Origin of the sequence: Albimonas pacifica (assembly GCF_900113695.1) — a bacterium.
In the GTDB taxonomy this organism is placed as follows: domain Bacteria; phylum Pseudomonadota; class Alphaproteobacteria; order Rhodobacterales; family Rhodobacteraceae; genus Albimonas; species Albimonas pacifica.
Genome location: NZ_FOQH01000006.1, coordinates 181,813 through 200,115, shown reverse-complemented (window position 1 = coordinate 200,115; position 18,303 = coordinate 181,813). Strand labels below are relative to the sequence as shown.

Annotated in this window: 1 protein-coding gene (only partly in view); it reads right to left on the bottom strand. The window is 71.9% G+C overall.

Annotation, left to right across the window (positions count from 1 at the left end; genetic code table 11):
- Nucleotides 1-18,303: the 5' portion of a calcium-binding protein gene (locus tag BM064_RS14620; RefSeq protein ID WP_143103341.1), read on the bottom strand. It extends 15,012 nt beyond the left edge of the window; the window shows 18,303 of its 33,315 coding nt (coding positions 1-18,303); the start codon lies at nucleotides 18,301-18,303; its stop codon lies off the left edge, out of view.

The window sequence follows — 18,303 nt, the reverse complement described above, 5'->3', positions numbered from 1 at the left end:
AATGTAGGCGTTGAACTCCGCGAGCTGGGCCGAGATGAAGGCCGCCTTCTGCACCGAGGTCAGCGAGGTGTTCGCCGCCGCCTGCGCCGGCTCGCCCAGCACCACCAGCAGGAAGTCCTCGTAGCTGTAGCCGTATTCCTGGCCCAGCGAGGCGAGCAGCGCCACCATCCCGTCGTAGAGCGCGCGGTTCGTGGCAGTGTCCGCCGCCGGCGAGGCCGGCGTGCCGGTGAAGGCGAGGTATTCGTCCGTCGACAGCCCCTGCCCGTCCGCCGGGATCGTCCCCGCCAGCGTGGTGGCGAAGAGCCCGTCGGGCGAGGTCAGCGGCAGCCAGTTCGAGGACGGCTCGCCCTCGACCGAGAAGGAGGTGACCCCCTCGAGGAAGAAGCTGCCGCCCGCCGAGATCGACAGGTTCGCCGCCACGATCGGCGCGGTGACCACGATGTCGCCGTTGCCGCCCGGGATCGCGGTGGACAGGATCACGTCGCCGCGCAGGTTGCGGATGCCCTCGATCTGGGTCAGCCCGTCCTCGTCGGTGACCTCCAGCCCCTCGACGATGATGTCGGGCCAGGGCGGCAGGGTCGCCGGCTGCGGGTCGAGGGTGGCGAGGTTGAGCGTGTTGCGCACCGAGATGACGGGCGCGCCCGAGTCCGCGGTCGGCGCGTTCACCGCCGAGAAGTCCGCCTCCTCCTGCACCTGGTTCGCCTCGCCGGCGAGGTTCAGGCGGTTGTCCTGCGTGACCGCGGCCTCGTTGATCGCGTCGATGGCGAGGTTCATCGCGGCGAGCCCGCCGGCGCGGCTGACCTCGGCGCCCATGAAGAACACGCCGCCGTTGACCTCGGGGATCTCCAGCGTGGTGATCTTCAGGAAGGCGGTGGTGTCGTTGATGATCTCGATGGACGCGTCGCCGGGCGTGTCGAAGGATCCGGCGCCGTAGAGCTGGTCGCCGAAGATCTGCACCGTGCCCGCCTGGGCCACGGTCGGATCGACCACGATGGTCAGCGCATACTGCTCGATGGGCTGGATCACGGTGCCGGCGCCGGTGGTCACCTCCTCGGCGACGCCCTCGGCCAGCATCCGCGCCTCGAGCCGGGCGATCTCGGCCTCGTAGAAGTCCACCAGGTCCTGGTCGACGTAGTCGTTGGGATCGGCGGTGTTGGTGTTGGGGATCTTGTAGCGGTTGAGGTTCTCGATCGCGTCGCGCCAGGACTTCTCCAGGCTCGACTGCACGGCCTCGACCTCGACGGTGAAGCCGATCTCGGTCTCGCCGTTGGTCGGCGCCTCGGTCACCACGGTGACGTTGGCCGCCGCCGCCTCGGCCGAGGCCGCGTCCTCGGAGAAGGCGCCCGAGGACGACCCGCCCGAGCCGTTGTCGACGATGTCGGTCAGCTTGAGGTACTTGGCCCGCTGCGCGCCGGTCTTCAGCTCGCCGTCGTTGCGCACCTTGCCGTAGGCTTCGTAGGTGGCGGTCCCGGAGAACAGCTCCTCGGTGCCCGAGAGGCTGTTGATCCCGTCGGCGATGGAGGAGGCCCAGTTCACGCCCTTGGCGCGGCCGACCAGATCGGCGATGCCGGTGTCCTCGGCCACGATGCGGATGTTGCGGTAGCTCTCGATGGTCGAGTCCGCGCCGATGTCGACCACGTTGTCGGTCAGTAGGAAGGCGTTCGCGGTCAGCTTGTTGATCGGGATCGCCGAGCCCGCGAAGTTGTCGGTGCGCACCTCCATCTTGTGGGAGTCCGCGCGCAGGTCCACGTCGCCGCCGGTCGAGACGTTCAGGTTCCCGCCCGCGATCAGGTCGACGTCGGTCCCGAAGATCACCTCGTTCAGCGGGCGGATGTCGGACTCGCCGATGCCCTTGGCCACGGTGGCCGCGCCGTAGGTCTCGGAGTTCGACTTGATGTAGACGTCGGAGGAGGCGTTGGCCGTCAGGTCGACGTCGCCCTCCACCTCCACGTCGGCGCTGTTGGCGATCTTCACCCGCGCCTGGAAGGCCTTGGTCTCCAGCGTCGAGAAGGCGCCCGCGCCCGACAGCGCGCCCGCGGTCCACAGGTTGACCGAGTCGTGATGCACGACCTCGTTGTAGGCGCTCATCGTCAGCGTGCCGGGGTCGAAGGCGCTGTTGAACACGTCGACCTCGGCGTCGGTCCCGATCACCGACTTGGTCACGAAGGTCAGGTCGGTGTCACTGTCGGCCGAGGCGCCCGCGGCCAGGCCGCCGGTGTCGCCCTCGATGTTGTCGCCCACGTCGGGCTTGTCGGCCTTGTTGGCCGAGGTGATCTCGACCGACTTGGCGTCCACGTCCGCATTCGCGCCGATCTTGGCGACCACGGTGGAGACCACGTCGTGCTCCACCTCCGCGCCCGCGCCGGCGAGGATGCCGACGGAGAGCGCGTCGATCTCCGCCGAGAAGTAGGAGCCGTGGTCCGCCCCGATGATCAGCGCGCCCGAGCCGCCGCCGGTCAGGTCGATGTCGGCGTCGCCGATCTCGGCCCGGGTCTCGGCGAGCGTGTCGCTCTCGGCCGAGCCGGCGGCGCCGGCGACGAGGCCGCCAGAGCCGGTGACCACCTCGAGAAGCTGGGAGTCGTCGCCGGTCGCCGCGATCTCGAGCGAGTCCGCGGTCACGCTCGAGCCGTCGGCGACGCGGGCGAAGGTGTCCACCTCGGCCCGGGTCTGCGCGTCGGCCGAGCCAGCGCCGATCAGGCCGAAGGCGGCCGCCCTGGCCTCGGCCCAGAGGTCGACGTCGGACTTCGCGATGATCCGCACGTCGCCCGCCGTCATCGTGCCGCCGGCGTAGGTGGCGACCGCCTCGCCGATCACCCGGGCGTCGGCCTCGGTCGAGCTCGCGCCCAGCAGCAGGCCGCCGGCCGAGGCGGTGGAGATCGCCGAGGCGTTCTCCCCCTCGAAGGAGCTCAGCAGGCGCGCGCGCACCTCGACGTCGCCGCCGGTCACCGTGCCGCCGAGCGTGGCGACGGCGTCGGACTCCACGTCCACGTCCGCCAGCGAGCCCGCCATCGACAGGCCCGAGGAGACCGAGAACCCGTAGGCCTCGGCCGCGCCGCCGGCGCGGCTGTCGGCGTGGACCGTCAGCGTGTCGTCGACCCGGAAGGTCGCGTCGATCGCCTCGGCGGTCACGTCGCCCAGCACGTCGACCTCGACCTCCGAGCCGCTCTCGGCCGCCGAGATCAGGCCCAGCGAGACGGAGGCGACGCCGGTGTAGCCCTCGGCCCAGGCCCGGCTCTCGGCGTCGACCAGCATGTCGCGGCTCAGGTCGATCAGCTTGCCGTCGCCGTCCACAGAGGCGGTGACGTCGGTGTCCGAGGTGGCCGTGATCCGCGCGCCGCCGCCGGCGATGGACAGGCCCAGGCTGATCGCCACGGCGACCGCGGCCGCCTCGCCCGCGCCGGAGATCGAGCCTTCGTCGAGGGCTGCGACCGTCAGGTCGCGGGCCTCGATCTTCACGTTCTTGACCGTGGCGTCGACCGCGTTCTCGACCGTGTTGGTGGCCTCGGCGGCGCTGATCGCGATGGAGCCGGTGAAGGCGCCCGCCGAGCCCGCGATGGAGGCGGCGCCGACGTAGGAGTCGATCTGCGCGTCGTCCATCGCCTCGACCGTCACGTCGCGCGCGTCGATGCCGTCGCCGAGCTGGCCGGCGATGGACGCCTCGACCCCGTAGGCGATGGCGTTGGTCGCCTCGGTGATCTGCGCGGCCACGGCCGCGCCCACGAAGCCGCCGGCGATGGCGACCGAGAAGCCCGCCACGTCCGCGTCGATGACCGCGTCCGCCTCGGCGCGCACGGTCAGGTCGCGGGCCGCATCGACCCGGCTGCCGGAGATGCGCGCGAAGACGCCCGAGGTGGCCGCGCCGTCGCCGATCTCGTTGCGCGCCTGCGAGGAGCCGATGGAGATCCCGAGCCCCGCGAGCCCGACGCCCAGCGACACCGCCGCCGAGACGACCAGCGCCTCGATGGTGGCCTCTCCGGTGGCCTCGACCAGCACGTCGCCCGCGCCCAGCGCGCCGCCGTCGGCGGTCAGCGTCGAGGCGATCAGGTCGGCCGTGACCGTGGTGACGATGGTGTTGGAGGCGAAGGCGCCCGCCCCCGCCACCCCGATCCCCGCGCCCAGCGAGAAGCCGGCGGCGAAGGAGGCGGCCGCGGTGAAGGCCCGCACTGTGGAGCTGTCGTCGGCCGTGACCGCGATGCCGCCGGCGTCGGCGGTGACGGTCGCGTTGGAGATCGAGGCATGGGCCCCGCCGGAAATCTCGTTCTCCGCCAGCGCGATGGCGATGGAGAAGGAGGCGCCGGCGGTGTAGCCGATGGTCGCCGCGACGGCGACCGCGGCGGTCGCCGCCTCGATGCGCGAGGTCTCCTCGGCCGAGACCTCGACCGCGCCGGCGGTCACGCCCTGCGCGAAGCCGTAGGCGCCGTCGCCGTCGCCGTCGATCCAGGCGTCGACGCTGGAGGCGATGCGGTTGGCGCCGCCGACGCCCGCGCCGGCCCCGCCGACGCCGAAGCCGCCGCCCGCCACCGCCGCGGCGCCCGCAAACAGCACCGTGCGGATGGTCCGCTCGGCCTCGGCATGGACCAGCAGGCCGCCGACCGCGTCGAGGCTGGTGTCCGCGACATAGGCGGTCACGTCGCCCGCGCCGGTCACCAGGTTCCCGGAGAGATCGCGGCCCAGGAAGTTGCGCGCGACGCCCACGCCGATCGAGACGCCGACCGCCCCGCCGCCGGCCGCGACCGAGACCGCCGCCGCCAGCACCGCGGCGTTGATCGCGCTGGCGCTTTCGGCGGTCACGCTCACCCCCGCGCCGCTGTCCACGCGGCCCACGTCGGCGATATGCGCGTCCACCGTCGAAAGCACCGAGTTCAGCGACACAGCGCCCGCGCCGGCCACCGAGACCCCGATGGCCCCGACCGAGATCGCCAGGGCGGCGGCGGCGGAGATCGCGTTGATCGAGGCGCGCTCGGCGGTGAAGGAACTCCCGTCGCGGAACAGATTCCACGCGTGGCCCATCTCGTCGACCGCGACCCAGGCCGCGCCCTTCTCGATGACCGCGAGGCGGATCTCGCCCACCACCTCGGCGCCGGCCGCGGTCAGCAGGTCGCGCACCGCGCCCAGCACGATGGCGTCGCGGGTGGCGTCGGCGGCGGTCTGCTCGCCCTCGACCGCGCCGGCGATGGTGGCGCCGGAGCCGTCCTGCACGCCGGCCGCATCGTCGTCCTGGTCGGCGTAGACCTCCTGCGTGGCGGCGTTGTCGAGGTAGTCGGCGGCCGTCGGGTTCTCCGGCAGGCGGCCGTCGTCCTCGTCGGGATCGTCCGAGTAGGTCGGCGCGACCAGGCCGTAGCCCGTCGGCAGGTCCGCGAGATCCGAGAGGTCGAAGGGCGTCGCCCCCGCCTCGGGGCTCCTGGCCGCGACCGTGACGCCCTGCGCCCCGGCGTCCACATGGCGCACGCCCACGATTTCGGCGGTCACGTCGTTGGCGATCTCGTTGATCGAGACCGCGATGCCCAGCGACACCGCGACGCCCACGCCCGCGAAGGAGGCCGAGACGGCGGCCGCCCCGGTGAAGCTGTCGATGGTCGAGTCGTCGTTCGCCTGAACGAAGACCCCGTCGGCCTCGATGGTGGTGGTCCCGTCGCGCGTCTCCGTCTCGCCGACATAGCCGTCGATGGAGGCCAGAACCTCGGTCGCGATCCGGTTCTCCGACCCCGCGCCGGCGCCCGAGACGCCCACGCCCACGGTCCCGCCGGAGACGGCCGCGGTCGCCGCCAGCACCGCCGAGACGATGCCCTGCTCGCTGTCCGCCTCGACGCTCAGCGTTCCGCCCGCGTCGATGGAGGAATTCTTCACGACCGCCGAGACCTCGCCCGGGGCGGCGCCGCGGCTGACCAGCTTCCACACGTCCGGGTTGCCGAAGTCGAGGTCCTGCAGGCGCACCACGTCGTTGCGCGCGTCGTAGAGGTCGGGGTTGTCCGGATCCTCCACGTCGTAGTCGGCGCCTACGTATTCGTAGACGTCGCCCTCGCGCACGCCGTCGGAGATCTCGACCAGCGTCGGGGTCGGCCCGCCCGCGTGATCGGCCGCGGCGAGGTCGCCCAGCCGGATCGTCGTCGCCTCCATCTCGAAGGTCAGCAGGTTGAAGGTCGAGGTGCCCACGGGCGTGCCCGCCACCGTGCGCTCGCCATAGCCGATGAAGTTGCGCGCGACCGAGAGGCCCAGCGCCGGGGCCACGCCCGCGGTGCCGCCCACGCCCAGCGCGAAGGCGACCGAGGCGACCAGCGCCGAGACGTCGCCCGAGGATTCCGCGCGCACCGTCACGTCGCCGGCCGCGTCCACGTCCGAGCCGTCGACCCGCGCCCGCACGTCCGAGAGGATGGTGTTCTCCGACCAGGCGCCCGCGCCCGCGATCGAGACGCCCGCCGTGCCGCCGACCGCGAAGGCCACCGCCGCCGCCGCCGAGAGCGCCGAGATGTCGCCCGCGTCCGTCGACTCGACCCGCACCAGGCCGGTCTCGGCGTCGACGCCGTTCACGTCCTCGATCACCGCCTCGGTCACGCCCTCGATGGTGTTCATCGCCACCGAGACGCCCAGCGACACCGCCACCGAGGCGCTGCCCGAGAAGGCGCCCGAGACCGCGACCGCCGCCGCCAGCGCCGAGATCGAGGCCGCGTCGTCCGCGTCCACCGTCACGCTGTCGGCCGTGATCGCCGGCGCGGCGCCGCCGTCGTCGCCCGAGATGGCGGCGCGCACGTCGGTGTCGATCTCGTTGATCACCACCACGCCGGAGCCCGCGACGCCGATGCCGTTGCCCCCGCCCGCCGCGATGGCGACCGAGCCCGCCACGACCAGCGACTCGATGGTCTGGGTCGAGGTCGCGAGCACCGCCAGCGCCCCCTCGGCGTCCACGCGGCTGTCCACGATCTGCGCCGAGACGCCCGCGTCGGCGGAGGTCCCGTCGCGCTCCTTGCCCATGAAGTTGCGCGCGACCGAGATGCCGATCGAGGCCCCGATGGCGTTGCCCGAGCCGCCCGCGAAGGACAGCGAGGCCGCGACCACCAGCGCCTGGATCGAGGCGGCGTTGGTCGCCGTCACGCTCACGTCGCCCTCGACGTCGAGGCCGCTGCCCGAGACCAGCGCCGAGGTGGTGGAGTTGATCACGTTCTCCGAATAGGCGCCCGCGCCGGCCACGGCGACCGAGTTGCCCCCCGAGATCGCCGCCGCGAAGGCCGCCGCCGCGGAGACCGAGGAGATGGTCGCCCGCTCGATCTCCAGGTCGCCGGCCTCGGTCAGGCCCAGGCGATGCACCACGCCGTCGAGGGTGATCAGGGTCCAGCCTTCGCCGTCCGCGGCGCCGGAGAAGCGCAGGATGTCGGAGGTCTCGATGTCGAGCCCCGCCGCGCGCAGGTCGGCGGTCAGCGCGTCGAGGATCGCCTGGTCCTGGGCGCGGTCGTCCTCGAACTCGTTCGCGGGCGAGGTCGAGGCGTCGTCCGGCGTCTCCTCGGCGGCGTCGTCGAGGTCGGCGGCGGTCACGCTCAGGTCGCCCGCGGCGACGGTGGTCAGCTCGCCGCCCGAGGTCGTGGCGGTGACGCTGACGTCGTCCTCCGCGTCCGTGCCGGTGGAGGCGAAGGAGGCGACGCCCACGATCTCGGCGGCGACGTCGTTCTCGATCTCGTTCATCGCGATCGAGAGGCCGATGGCGACCGAGGTGGCGTTGCCCGTGCCGATGGCGACCGAAATCGCCGCGGCCCCGGCCAGCGAGCCGATGGTCGAGCCGTCCTCGGCGTTCACCGTGGCCGACGAGACCACGATCCCGTCCGTGGCGCCGCCCGGCGCATCGGCGCCCGAGACCCGGGCCGAGACGTCCGTGCCGATGCGGTTGCGCGCGAAGACGCCCGCGGCCGAGATCGCCGCGGCGTTGCCGCCCAGCCCCACCGCGACCGCGCCCGCGGCCGCCAGCACCGAGGCGGAGATCGACTGCTCGCCCGTCGCCTCGACCAGCAGGTCGGCGTCGTTCGCGCCGTTGTCGAGGATCGCGGTGTTCTCCATCAGCGCCTGGACGACGAAGCCGTCGCGCGCGATGTCGAGCCGCTTCCACAGGTCGGGGTTCGAGTAGTCCTGCAGCGACAGGTCCACGTCCTCGGGCGGGGTCTCGCCCACGAACTCGAAGACCTGGCCCAGGCGCAGGAAGTCGCCGACGATGCGCACCACGTCGCCGGTCTGCAGCGCCACGGTTTCGGAGCTTTCGAAGATCTCGGCCGGGGCGAGGATGTCGGACTCCTCCACCGCGACCGTGCCGAAGCCGATGTCGTTCTCCGCGATGGAGAGGCCCACGGCGACCGCCGTGGTGTTGTTGAGCGCGCCCGCCGCGGTGACCGCGGCCGCCAGCACGTCGGCGTCGATGGCGGCCAGGCTGGTCGCGTCGACCGTGACTGCGCCCGCCTGCACCACGCTGTCGATCAGCCGCGCCGTGGTCGAGCCCTGGATGGAGTTGGCCGAGATCGCGCCCCCGCCCGAGGCCCCGAAGGCCCCGCCGCCGCCGACCGAGACCGAGGCCGCGACCGCGCGCACGATCGCCTCGATCGTGGCGTTCTGGGAGGCGAGGACCGAGACCCCGCCCGCGACCGCCGAGACCGGAACCGCGTCCGTCCCCGTGCCGAGGATCGCCGCGTCCACGATGGCGTCGATCTGGTTGCGCGCGATGGAGGCCGCGATGGCGAAGCTGAGCGACTTGCCCGAGCCCAGGTTCAGCGAGACCGAGGCCGAGGCCGCCAGCACCTCCGCCCGGATCGTCGCCGTGTCGGCGGCCGAGACGGTGATCGAGCCGCCGGTCGAGCGCAGTTCGTCCGCGTCCACCACGTTGGCGACCGCGCCGGAGGCGACGCGGTTGAGGGTGACGATGGGGGCGACGGAGATCGCCTTCTCGTCCTCCTCCGAGCCGATGGAGATCGAGGTGACGACGACGGTGTTCTCCACCTCCGCCGTGATCGCGCCGGCGTTGGTCGCGGTCACGCTCAGCGCGTCGTCGGCGACGGCCGAGCCGCCCTCGACGCCCGCGTAGGCGCGGGCCCGGTCGACGTCGCCGATGCCGGTGCCCAGCAGCGCGTCGACGCTGTTGAACAGGATGTTCTGCGGCTCGACCCCCACCGAGTTGAAGGCCAGCGCCACGCCGATGCCGATGGAGCTGCCGCCCCCGCCCTGCACGCGGGTGGTGGTGGTGGTGGTCGCGTCGATGGTGGCGGAGTTGTCGGCCGCGACCGTCAGGTCGCCCCCGTCGACGCCCCCGGCCGCGTCCAGCGCGGTCAGGTCGGCGTCGCGGGCGACCGCGCGGGCCTCGGCCAGCACGGTGTTGGTGGCGATGATCGCGTTGACCGCGAGCACCGTGCTCGACTCCTCGCCCGCCCCGAAGACCGAGCCGCCGTCGGCCTCCACGATGCCGGTGTTGGTCGAGGCGATATGCGCCGTCTCGCCGGCCGTGATGGCGATCGAGCCGTCGGTCGTGTCCACGTCCGAGCGCCCGACGATGGCGTCGGTGGCGGCGCGCAGGTCGTTCAGCGCGATCAGCCCGCCGGCGGCGGTCGCGTCGCTCTCGGTGATGTTGAAGTTGAAGCCGACGTCGTTGAGGATCCCGAAAAGACCCGCCAGATCAAGCGGATCGATCTCGATCCACAGGCTGTCGTCGCTGAAGTCGGTGGTCGAGAGATCGACGGTCACGTAGCCGTCGATGTCGTCGAGCAGGCTGTCGGGGTCGTCGCCCACGAAGACGTAGAGCTTGTCGTCCGCGGCGTCCGCGGTGCCGCCCGCGTCCAGCACCTTCTGGCCGAAGCGGATCCGCCGCTCGCCCGAGTTCTGGGTGAACTGGTACTCGTTGGCCATGGCGTCGAGCGCGCCGAGCGCGGTCGAGATGCCGCCGTCGTTGGAGACGGTGGTGATCGCCTCCATGGTGTTGTCGGCCTCGAGCGTGGCCGCGTCGGTGGCCGAGACGCTCACGCCCTGGGCGCCGTCGACGTCGTTGCGCTGCGCGAGGCCGCCCGCGACCAGGCTCCAGCCGCCTTCGACGGCGGGGTCGAAGTCGTCGTCGAAGTCGACGCGGCGGTCGTCGCCGGTCAGCTCGTAGATCGCGCCGGCCTCGGTCTCGAACCGGTCGCCGGTGCGCGCCCAGCGCTTGCCGTCGCCCTCGCGCCAGTCGGCGACGTCGACGATCGCCCGGCTCTCGGACGACAGGCGGTTGTAGGCGATCACGCCGCCGAAGGCCTTGCCCGAGGCGCCCTTCAGCGCGCTCGCCGAGGAGGTCGTGTCGCCCGACGTGTCGGCGTCGATCAGCGAGGTGTTGGTCGCCGTCACCTCGACCGACCCGGTGGCCGTGAGGTCGGAGTTGATCACCCGCGCGGTGGCCGAGACCGGCTCCTCCCCCGCGAAGCTGTCGGTGAACTCGGCGTCCGAAACCTCGGGCGAGCCGATCAGCGCCTCCAGCGCCAGCAGGTAGCGCGAGGTCGGCGACCAGCCGGCGCTGTTGAAGGCCATGACCACGCCCACGCCGGTGTCGCCGGAGGAGGTGTCGGCCCTGGTCTCGGCGATCAGCTCGCCGGTGTTGGAGGCGCGCACCGAGATGTCGCCGCCGCCGCCGCCGCCGGCCTCGAGGTCGCTGTCGACCACCGTCGCCTCGGCCGAGGCCAGAAGCAGGTTGGTCGCGATCACGCCGTTGACCGCGAGCGAGGTGCCCTCGCCCAGCGCGCTGCCGCCCGAGGAGGAGGCGACGGAGTCGGTCTTCGCCTCCATCCGCGCGTTCTCGACCGCCTCGACCAGGATCGCGCCGTCGGCCGCGTCCACGTCCGCCTTCACGATCCGCGCGCTCGCCCCGCCGCGCAGCTCGTTGTAGACGAGCAGGCCGGCCGCGCCGGTGGAATCCGAGTCCGAGACGTTGAAGCCCGTGGGCACGATCGACGAGAGCAGGAACTCCTTCCAGAAGTTCAGGTCGGTGTAGTCGGCCGTGGCCAGGTCCGTCTCGACGTCGTCGTCGCCGAGCCAGACGTAGACCTTGCCCGCCTCGCCCGAGCCCGCGAAATCGTCGGACAGGCGCACGATCTGGCCGTGCTGGAGGAACACCTCCTGCGCGTCGTTGGTGGCGACCCAGTCGGCCGGCGTCAGGTCGTTCAGCGTCTCCTGGAAGACCGCCGCGCCGCCGTCGTTGGAGGTCGAGCTGTCGGAGGTCAGCTTGGTGTTGGCGAAGGCGCGGATGTCGTCGCGCGCCACCACCGAGACGCCCAGCGCGCCCGAGACCTCGGTCCCCGGCGCCGCGCCCGAATTGTCGATCTCGGCGACCGCCTTGCCGGCGATCTTGTTGGAGGCGATGGCGAAGCCGATCGACTTGCCGTTCGCGCCCTTGAGGGCGGAGGCCTCGGAGACGGTGGAGTTGGAGAGCGTGGCGTTGAGCAGCTCGTCCGAATCCGCGGTCACCGAGATCGCGCCCGTCGCCTCGACGTCGGTGTTCGTCACCAGCGCCCGGGCGGAGGAATAGGTCAGCCCGTCGAGCAGCTCCTCGGAGATCAGCGGATCGGTGAGGACCGTCTCGATCAGGTTGAAGAGGACGTTCGAGGACTCCCAGCCCAGCGTGTTGAAGGCCAGCGTCACCGAGATCGCCGTGTCGCCCGACTTGGTCGAGGGCGCGAGCGTGGCGTCGAGCGTGGCGGCGTTCGTCGCCGAGATGTCGACGTTCCCCAGCGCGCCGACGCCGGTGGTGACGATGTCGCTGTCCGTGACCTCGGTCAGCGCCTGGCTCTGCACCAGGTTGGTCGCGATCTGGCCGTTGTAGGCGATCGAGTCGCCCGTGCCCCAGGCGCTGCCGCCCGAGGAGGAGACGTTCGACAGCAGCGTCGACAGGATCGCCGTCTGCGCCTCGGACGTGACCGAGACCGGCCCGCCCGCCTCGACGTCCATGCCCAGCACGCCGGCGTAGACCTCGCCCCGCGCGTCGTTCAGCGCGATCAGCCCGCCCACCGCGCGCGAGTTGCTGTCCGCGAGGTTGCCCAGGTTGGGGAAGGCGTCGGCGATCACGTCGTCGAGCGTGGTGACGTCGACCCAGCCGATCTCGGAGAAGGTCACCGCGTCCCAGTCGGTCACGACGGTCGGCAGGCCCGCGCCCATCCACTGGAACACCCGGCCCTTGATCGCGTCGTCGCCCGCATGTTCGGCCGCCACCCGCACCCGCTGGCCGTCGAGCACGATCTGCTCGCCGGAGTTGGTGGTGTAGTCGTAGTCCGCCGTCAGCAGGTCGACCGCCACCGCCACCAGCCCGTCGGCGTTGTTGGAGACCGACGAGGAGACGTCGAGCGAGACCTCGGCCACGATGTTGGCGCTGTCGACCGCGTCGACGTTCAGCGCGCCGCCCGCCTCGACCGTGCCGCCGCCGAAGGCGGAGGCCGCGCGCCAGTCGGCGCTGGCGGCGTAGCCCTGCACGGCGTCGGAGAGATCGACCGCGATCGGCGTGTTGATCACCGTCCAGTCGCCGGGGACGCCCGCGATCAGGTCGACCAGCGCCTCGCCGTCGTAGGTCTGGAAATCCTCGGGCGCCGAGACCAGCAGCGCGGCGATGTCGGGCGCGGCGACCGTCTCGCCCACGTAGCGCAGCAGCTCGCCCGCGACGAAGCCGCCGACGTCCGCCGCGACCTCGACGATGGCCTCCGTCGCCAGGCTCGCGGGGCTCGCGTCGCTCGCGATCCGGGGCTGGGCGGCGATGCCGGCGCCGTCGTAGCGCAGGATGTCGCCTTCCGAGAATCCGCCCGCGTCCTCGTGCAGGCGCACGGTGATCGGGCCGTCGACCTCGATCAGGCGGGTGCGGGAGGTGTACTCGAAGCTTTCGACCGGGGCCTGGTCGTCGCCGACGTACTCGTAGACCGCGCCGTCGTGCAGCACCCGGTCGCCCTCGCGCAGGGCGCCCACGGTCTCGGTCGACTCGTAGTCATGGGACGTCGCGGAGATCACCGCGGAGGTCGAGGAGTTGATCCGGTTCGTCGCCAGCGCCCCGCCCGAGGCCTGGCCGTCCGCGCCGTACTTCAGCTTCTTGTCGGTGTCCTTGGACTTCTCCAGCTTCTGCTGGGCGAGCACCCGGTCCACGATCACCTTGTTGTTGGTGACCGACTGGGCGACCTCGTTGCCCACGCGGGCGTTCACGAGGTTGACCAGCGCCACCTCGAGCACGTCGTCGGAGGCGTCGCCCGAGAGGTCCCCGAAGTCGCGCTTCACCTGCCAGGCCCGGCCCTCGGCGTCGGTGACGAACCAGAAGGCGCCCGTCTCCACCGTCTCGACCTTCAGGCCGGCGACGGCGTCGAACTCGATCCCCTCGGTCGTGAAGCGGTCGGCCAGGGCCTGCAGGATCGCGGCGTCGCCGTCCTCGTCGTCGCTGTCGCCGTCCTCGGTCCCGGCGTCGTCCAACGCCTGGGCCATCGCCTCGACCTCGGTCGAGTCGAATTCGAACAGCACTTCGCGGCTGTCGGCGGTCACCGCCACGTCGCCGCTCGCCAGCAGGTCGGTGTTGAGCGCCGAGGCGGAGGCGGAGGCGGGGGTCTTCTCGAGCAGGTAGTCGGAGCCGAGCAGCGCGTCGAAGACCTGGAAATAGAGGATCGAGCTGTCGAAGCCGACCGCGTTCAGGGCGATGGTGGCCGCGGCGCCCTCGGTGGTCGCCGCCATGGTGGTCATCACCTTGGCGTCGAGCGCGGCGAGGTTCAGGGCCGAGATCTCGATGTCGGCGTCGACGCCGGCGGTGGTGTCGAGGGAGCTGTCGATCACCGTCGCCTCGGCGGACGAATTCAGCTCGTTCATCGCCAGGATGCCGCCGGTCGCCTTCACGGCCGAGATCGAGGAGGTCTCGATCGCCGAGAGGGTCGCGCGCTCGGTCGCGGTCACCGTGATCGGGCCGGTCGCCTGGACGTCGATGTTCTCGACGCGGGCCACGGCGCCGCCGCGGGCCTCGTTGCGGGTGACGAGGCCGGTCAGCGCCTCGGAATCGCCGGCCGAGAGCTCCAGCTTCTTCATCAGCGAGGAGGCGATCACGCTGGGCACGATGTTGGTGGCGTCGATCGGCTTCCACCAGTCGGCGTCGCTGTAGGCCCGGTCCGCCGGCAGCGCGCCGAGGTCGAGGACGGTCCCGTCCGGGCCCATCCAGCGATACATCTGGCCGGTGTTCTCCTCGCCCGGCACGTCGGAGCCGACCCAGACGCGGTCGCCGAACTGCAGGCTCTGCAGCCCGGATTCGTCGGTGTACTCGTAGGTGTCGAGCAGGCTCTGGGCGTAGTCGTTGATCAGCCCGGCGCCGAGGTCGTTGGTCTTCTTGACCTGGGTGTCGAGGTCGGTGCGCGTCTTCAGCAGCACCTGGTCGGAGGCCGAGACGGTCACGGAATCCAGGAAGTCCGCGTCCGGCGCATCCTCGGTCCGGCTGCCGATCACGCCGCGGGTGGAGCCGTCGAGCTCCTCGACCACCGCGACCGCGGAAGCGGAGATGCGGTTCGAGGCCATCACGCCCGTCGCCGCGAAGCCGGAGGCGCCCCAGAAGGCGGCCGCGTCGGCCTTGGCCCTGGTGTCGATGGTCGCGTCGATGGTCGCCGCGTTCTGCGCGGTGACCGCCACGTCGCCGTCGGCGTGGATCGCGAAGCCCGAGACCTTCGCGGTCACGTCCGAGGGATCCTCGGAGGCGATGTCGGTCTTGTAGTAGGTGTCGAGCGCCTGGGTGACGATGTCGCCCGGCTTGTAGCCCACGGTGTTGAAGGCGACCACGATGCCCACCGCGTCGCCGCCGGTGGTGGTGGCGTTGTGGACCTCGGCGTCGAGCAGCCCGGTGTTCTTCGCCGCCACCGTGACGTGGCGCCCGGCTGTGGCCGAGCCGTCCTCGACCCGCGCCGTCGCCTCGTTCTGCACCGAGTTGAAGGCGAGGATGCCGTTGCCCGCCACGGACTCGCCCGTGCCCCAGACGCTGCCGCCCGAGGACTCGACCGAGGTGTCGAGGATCGCCGAGATCTCGGCGCCCTGGGTGGCCGAGACTTTCACGTCGCGCTCCGCCACCAGGTCGGAGCGCAGCGCGCGCGCCTCGGTCTCGACGTCGAGCAGGTTGCGCGACAGCGTGGCGCCCAGCGCGATGGAGTCCGAAGTGGTCAGGTTGTAACCCGTGGGAATCGTGGAGGTCTCGGGAACCTCCTGCCACAGGTCGAGATTGGTGAAGTCGGTCTCGTCCAGGTTCACGCCGGTGGCGGCGTCGCCCATGAACTTGTAGATCAGCCCCTCGGTCCCGGCGCCGGCGCCGGCGGGCACGTAGCCCCGCGTCAGCCGCACCCGGTCGCCGTATTCGAGGTCGACCGAGGTCACGTCCGCGGTCCCGCCGCCGCCGAACGTGTCCGGCGCCCCGTCGCCCGCGACCACGAAGTCGCTGGGCAGGAACAGGCCCAGCGTCTCGTTGATCTGCGTCAGCCCGCCGTCCGAGGAGGTGGCCGAGCTCGCCACCAGCGTCACCTCGGACAGGATCTTCGAGAGGTCCTCGGCGGCGATCGACAGGTCGCGCCCGGCGCGGATCCCGGTGGTTCCGTCGTCGTCGAGGTCGACCGCGGCGGTCCGCGCGTCCTCGACATAGGCCTCGGTCTGCGCCTCGAGCACGTTGAACGCGATCACCGCGCTCGCGCCCATGCCCTGCGCGCCGTAGAGGTAGTCGCCGTCCGTGCCGCCGGCGCTGGACTCGGCGGCGTTCGAGGTCACCGCGTCGATCAGCATCTCCGAGGTGGCCGCGACCGTCACATGGCGGGCGGCCTCGACGTCGGAGTCCTCGATATAGGCGCGCGTCGCGGTCGGGTCGCCCGAGAGGCCGAGGTCGGTGCCGAAGAAGAAGTCCACCGCCTGCCCGGCGATGTTGGTCACGTCGCGGCCCAGCACGTTCACCGCCACCGCGATGCCGCCCGCCACGTTGGAGCCGCCGATCGCCTTCTGCGTCGCCTCGGTGCGCGCGGCGATCAGCTGGGAGTTGGTCGCCTTGACCCGCACGTCGGCGCCGGTCCCCAGCGCCCGCACGCCGGAGGCGGCGATGAACGCCACCACGTCGCCGCGCATCTCGTTCGAGGCCAGCACGCCCCCGAAGGCGAGCCCGATGTTGGGCGCGGTCAGGTCGACGTCGGAGTTGTTGGAGATCGCCAGCACCTCGGTGACGGCGACGAGCATCATGTCGTTGGAGGCCTCGATCTCAACCGAGCCGTCCTGGGCCAGCACCTCGGAGCCGGAGACCGAGGCCTCGACGTCGCGGGCGATCTCGTTGATCGAGGCGGCGACCTCGAAGGTGATGTCGGGGAAGCCGACCACGACCTCGAACACGGTGTCGAGGATGGTGTCGACGTCCTCCTCGAGCCCGGCCGAGGTGGCGAAGAAGCTCGCGGAATCCGTCGCCGTCGCCGAGACGCCGGCGCCCGAGACCACGTCCGAATTCACGATCCGGGCCCGCGTCTCGCCGGCCACGTCGTTGCTGGCGATCTTGGATTCGCTGTAGAACTGGGTGGCGTTGGCCGCGATCAGCGTGACCGAGGACATGTCGACGTCGGCCCGCACCAGCCGGGCGATGGCCGCGTCGTCGGTCACGGTGATCGAGGTCACGCCCACGAAGTTCGAGACGACCGTCGCCCCGAGCGTGCCGCTGTTGGTCGCCGAGATCGTAAGCCCGCCGCCCAGCGCCGCGCCGGGGCCGCCGACCACCACGTCGGCCGAGGCGTCGCCGACCCGCGCCACCGTGCGCCGGTCCATGTCGATGGCGGCGAAGAGCACGTCGAAGCCGGTGACGTCCGACAGCGCGCCCGCCGTCACCGTCACGTCCACCGTGGTCTCGTTCGACGCCGTGACCGAGACGGCGCCCGTCACGTCGAGCGCGGCGCCGCCGAGCACCTCGGCCCGCGTGTCGGCCACGACCTCGCCCGTCGCCCCGCCCAGGCTCAGCGTCGCGCCCGCCGTCACCGTGTTCGTCGTCGTGGCCGAGAGGCTGAGCGAGCCGGCCCGGATCGTCGAGCCCGCGCCCACCTGCACCGTCGCCGAGGTGGTCGAGGAGACCGTCTGCGCGGGCGACAGCGAGTTCAGGATCCCCGCCGTCGCGCTCGCCGACGCGTTCAGCGTCACCGCGCCCGAGGCGTGGATGTCGCCCAGCACCACCACCGAGGCCGTCGCGGAGGCCGAGGCCCCCGACGAGAGCGGCGCGCCGGAGGCGGCCGTGGCCGTGTCGACCGCGCTCAGCGTCACGAAGCTCATCGCGCCGTTGGCGCCCAGGTTCGCGGCCGCGTCGACCAGGATCGACTCCGCCTCCACCAGCAACGAGCCGGTGTAGTTCGGGTTGAAGCTCAGGATCTCGATGGAATCGAAGCCCGTGCCGCCGCGGATGGTGATCGAGTCGGTGACGTCGAAGGTCATCATCTCGAAGCTGGAGCCGTCGAGCGTGAACTCGGACCCGTCCCAGCTCAGCGTGGCGTCGGGATCGGCGTCGTTGCTGAGGTAGACTTCGACGTCGGCCACCGTGTCGGTGATGATGATCGGCTCGAAGCCCGAGAAGGCGAGCCCGGTGGCGCCGCGCCAGATCACGCCCGACTGCGGCCCGTCGACGTCGTAGCGCAGGGCGCCGATCTCGCCGTCGAAGGTCAGCGTGTCGAAGCCGCCGTCGCCGCCCTCGATTCCGCCGGAGACGGTGGCGGCGTCGACCAGCACGAACTCGTCGCGGTTGCCGGCCGCGCCCTCCAGCCGCTCCACCCCCGTGAAGCTGACGCGCCCGCCCGCGGCGGAGCCGCCGCCGAGCTGGTCGACGGTCCACAGCATGTCGTCGGCCGTGGCGAAGCCCAGCAGGTCGGCGCCCGCGCCGCCGTCGAAGCTCAGCTCCGGCACGCCCGCGTCGCCGAAGGAGAGGGCGTCGATGAAGACGGACTCGTCCCCGTCCCCGCCCAGGATCGACACCGACGTGATCTCCGCCAGGTCGCCGAAGGCGAGCAGCGCGCCGCCGTCGCGGTCCAGGACCTCGACCCGCTGGACGACGGCGGCCGCATCGCCTTCGCCCTGCGCTTCCTCGTGCATCCGGATCAGCAGGTCCGCCTCGCGGCGGTCCGGGAACAGCGCGCCCACGTCCAGCGCCAACACGTCCGCGTTGAGCAGGATGCGCGGCTCCAGCGGGTCCAGCGTCAGCCGTCGGGCGGCTTCTTCAAGGCGTCGGAAGCGTCGCGGGTCGCGTCGGCGGAGCCTCGCCCTCACCCCCCGGTTGATGGGCAGACGGGGAAGCGAGCCAGCTTCCTGCGGCTTGAACGGCGACGACAT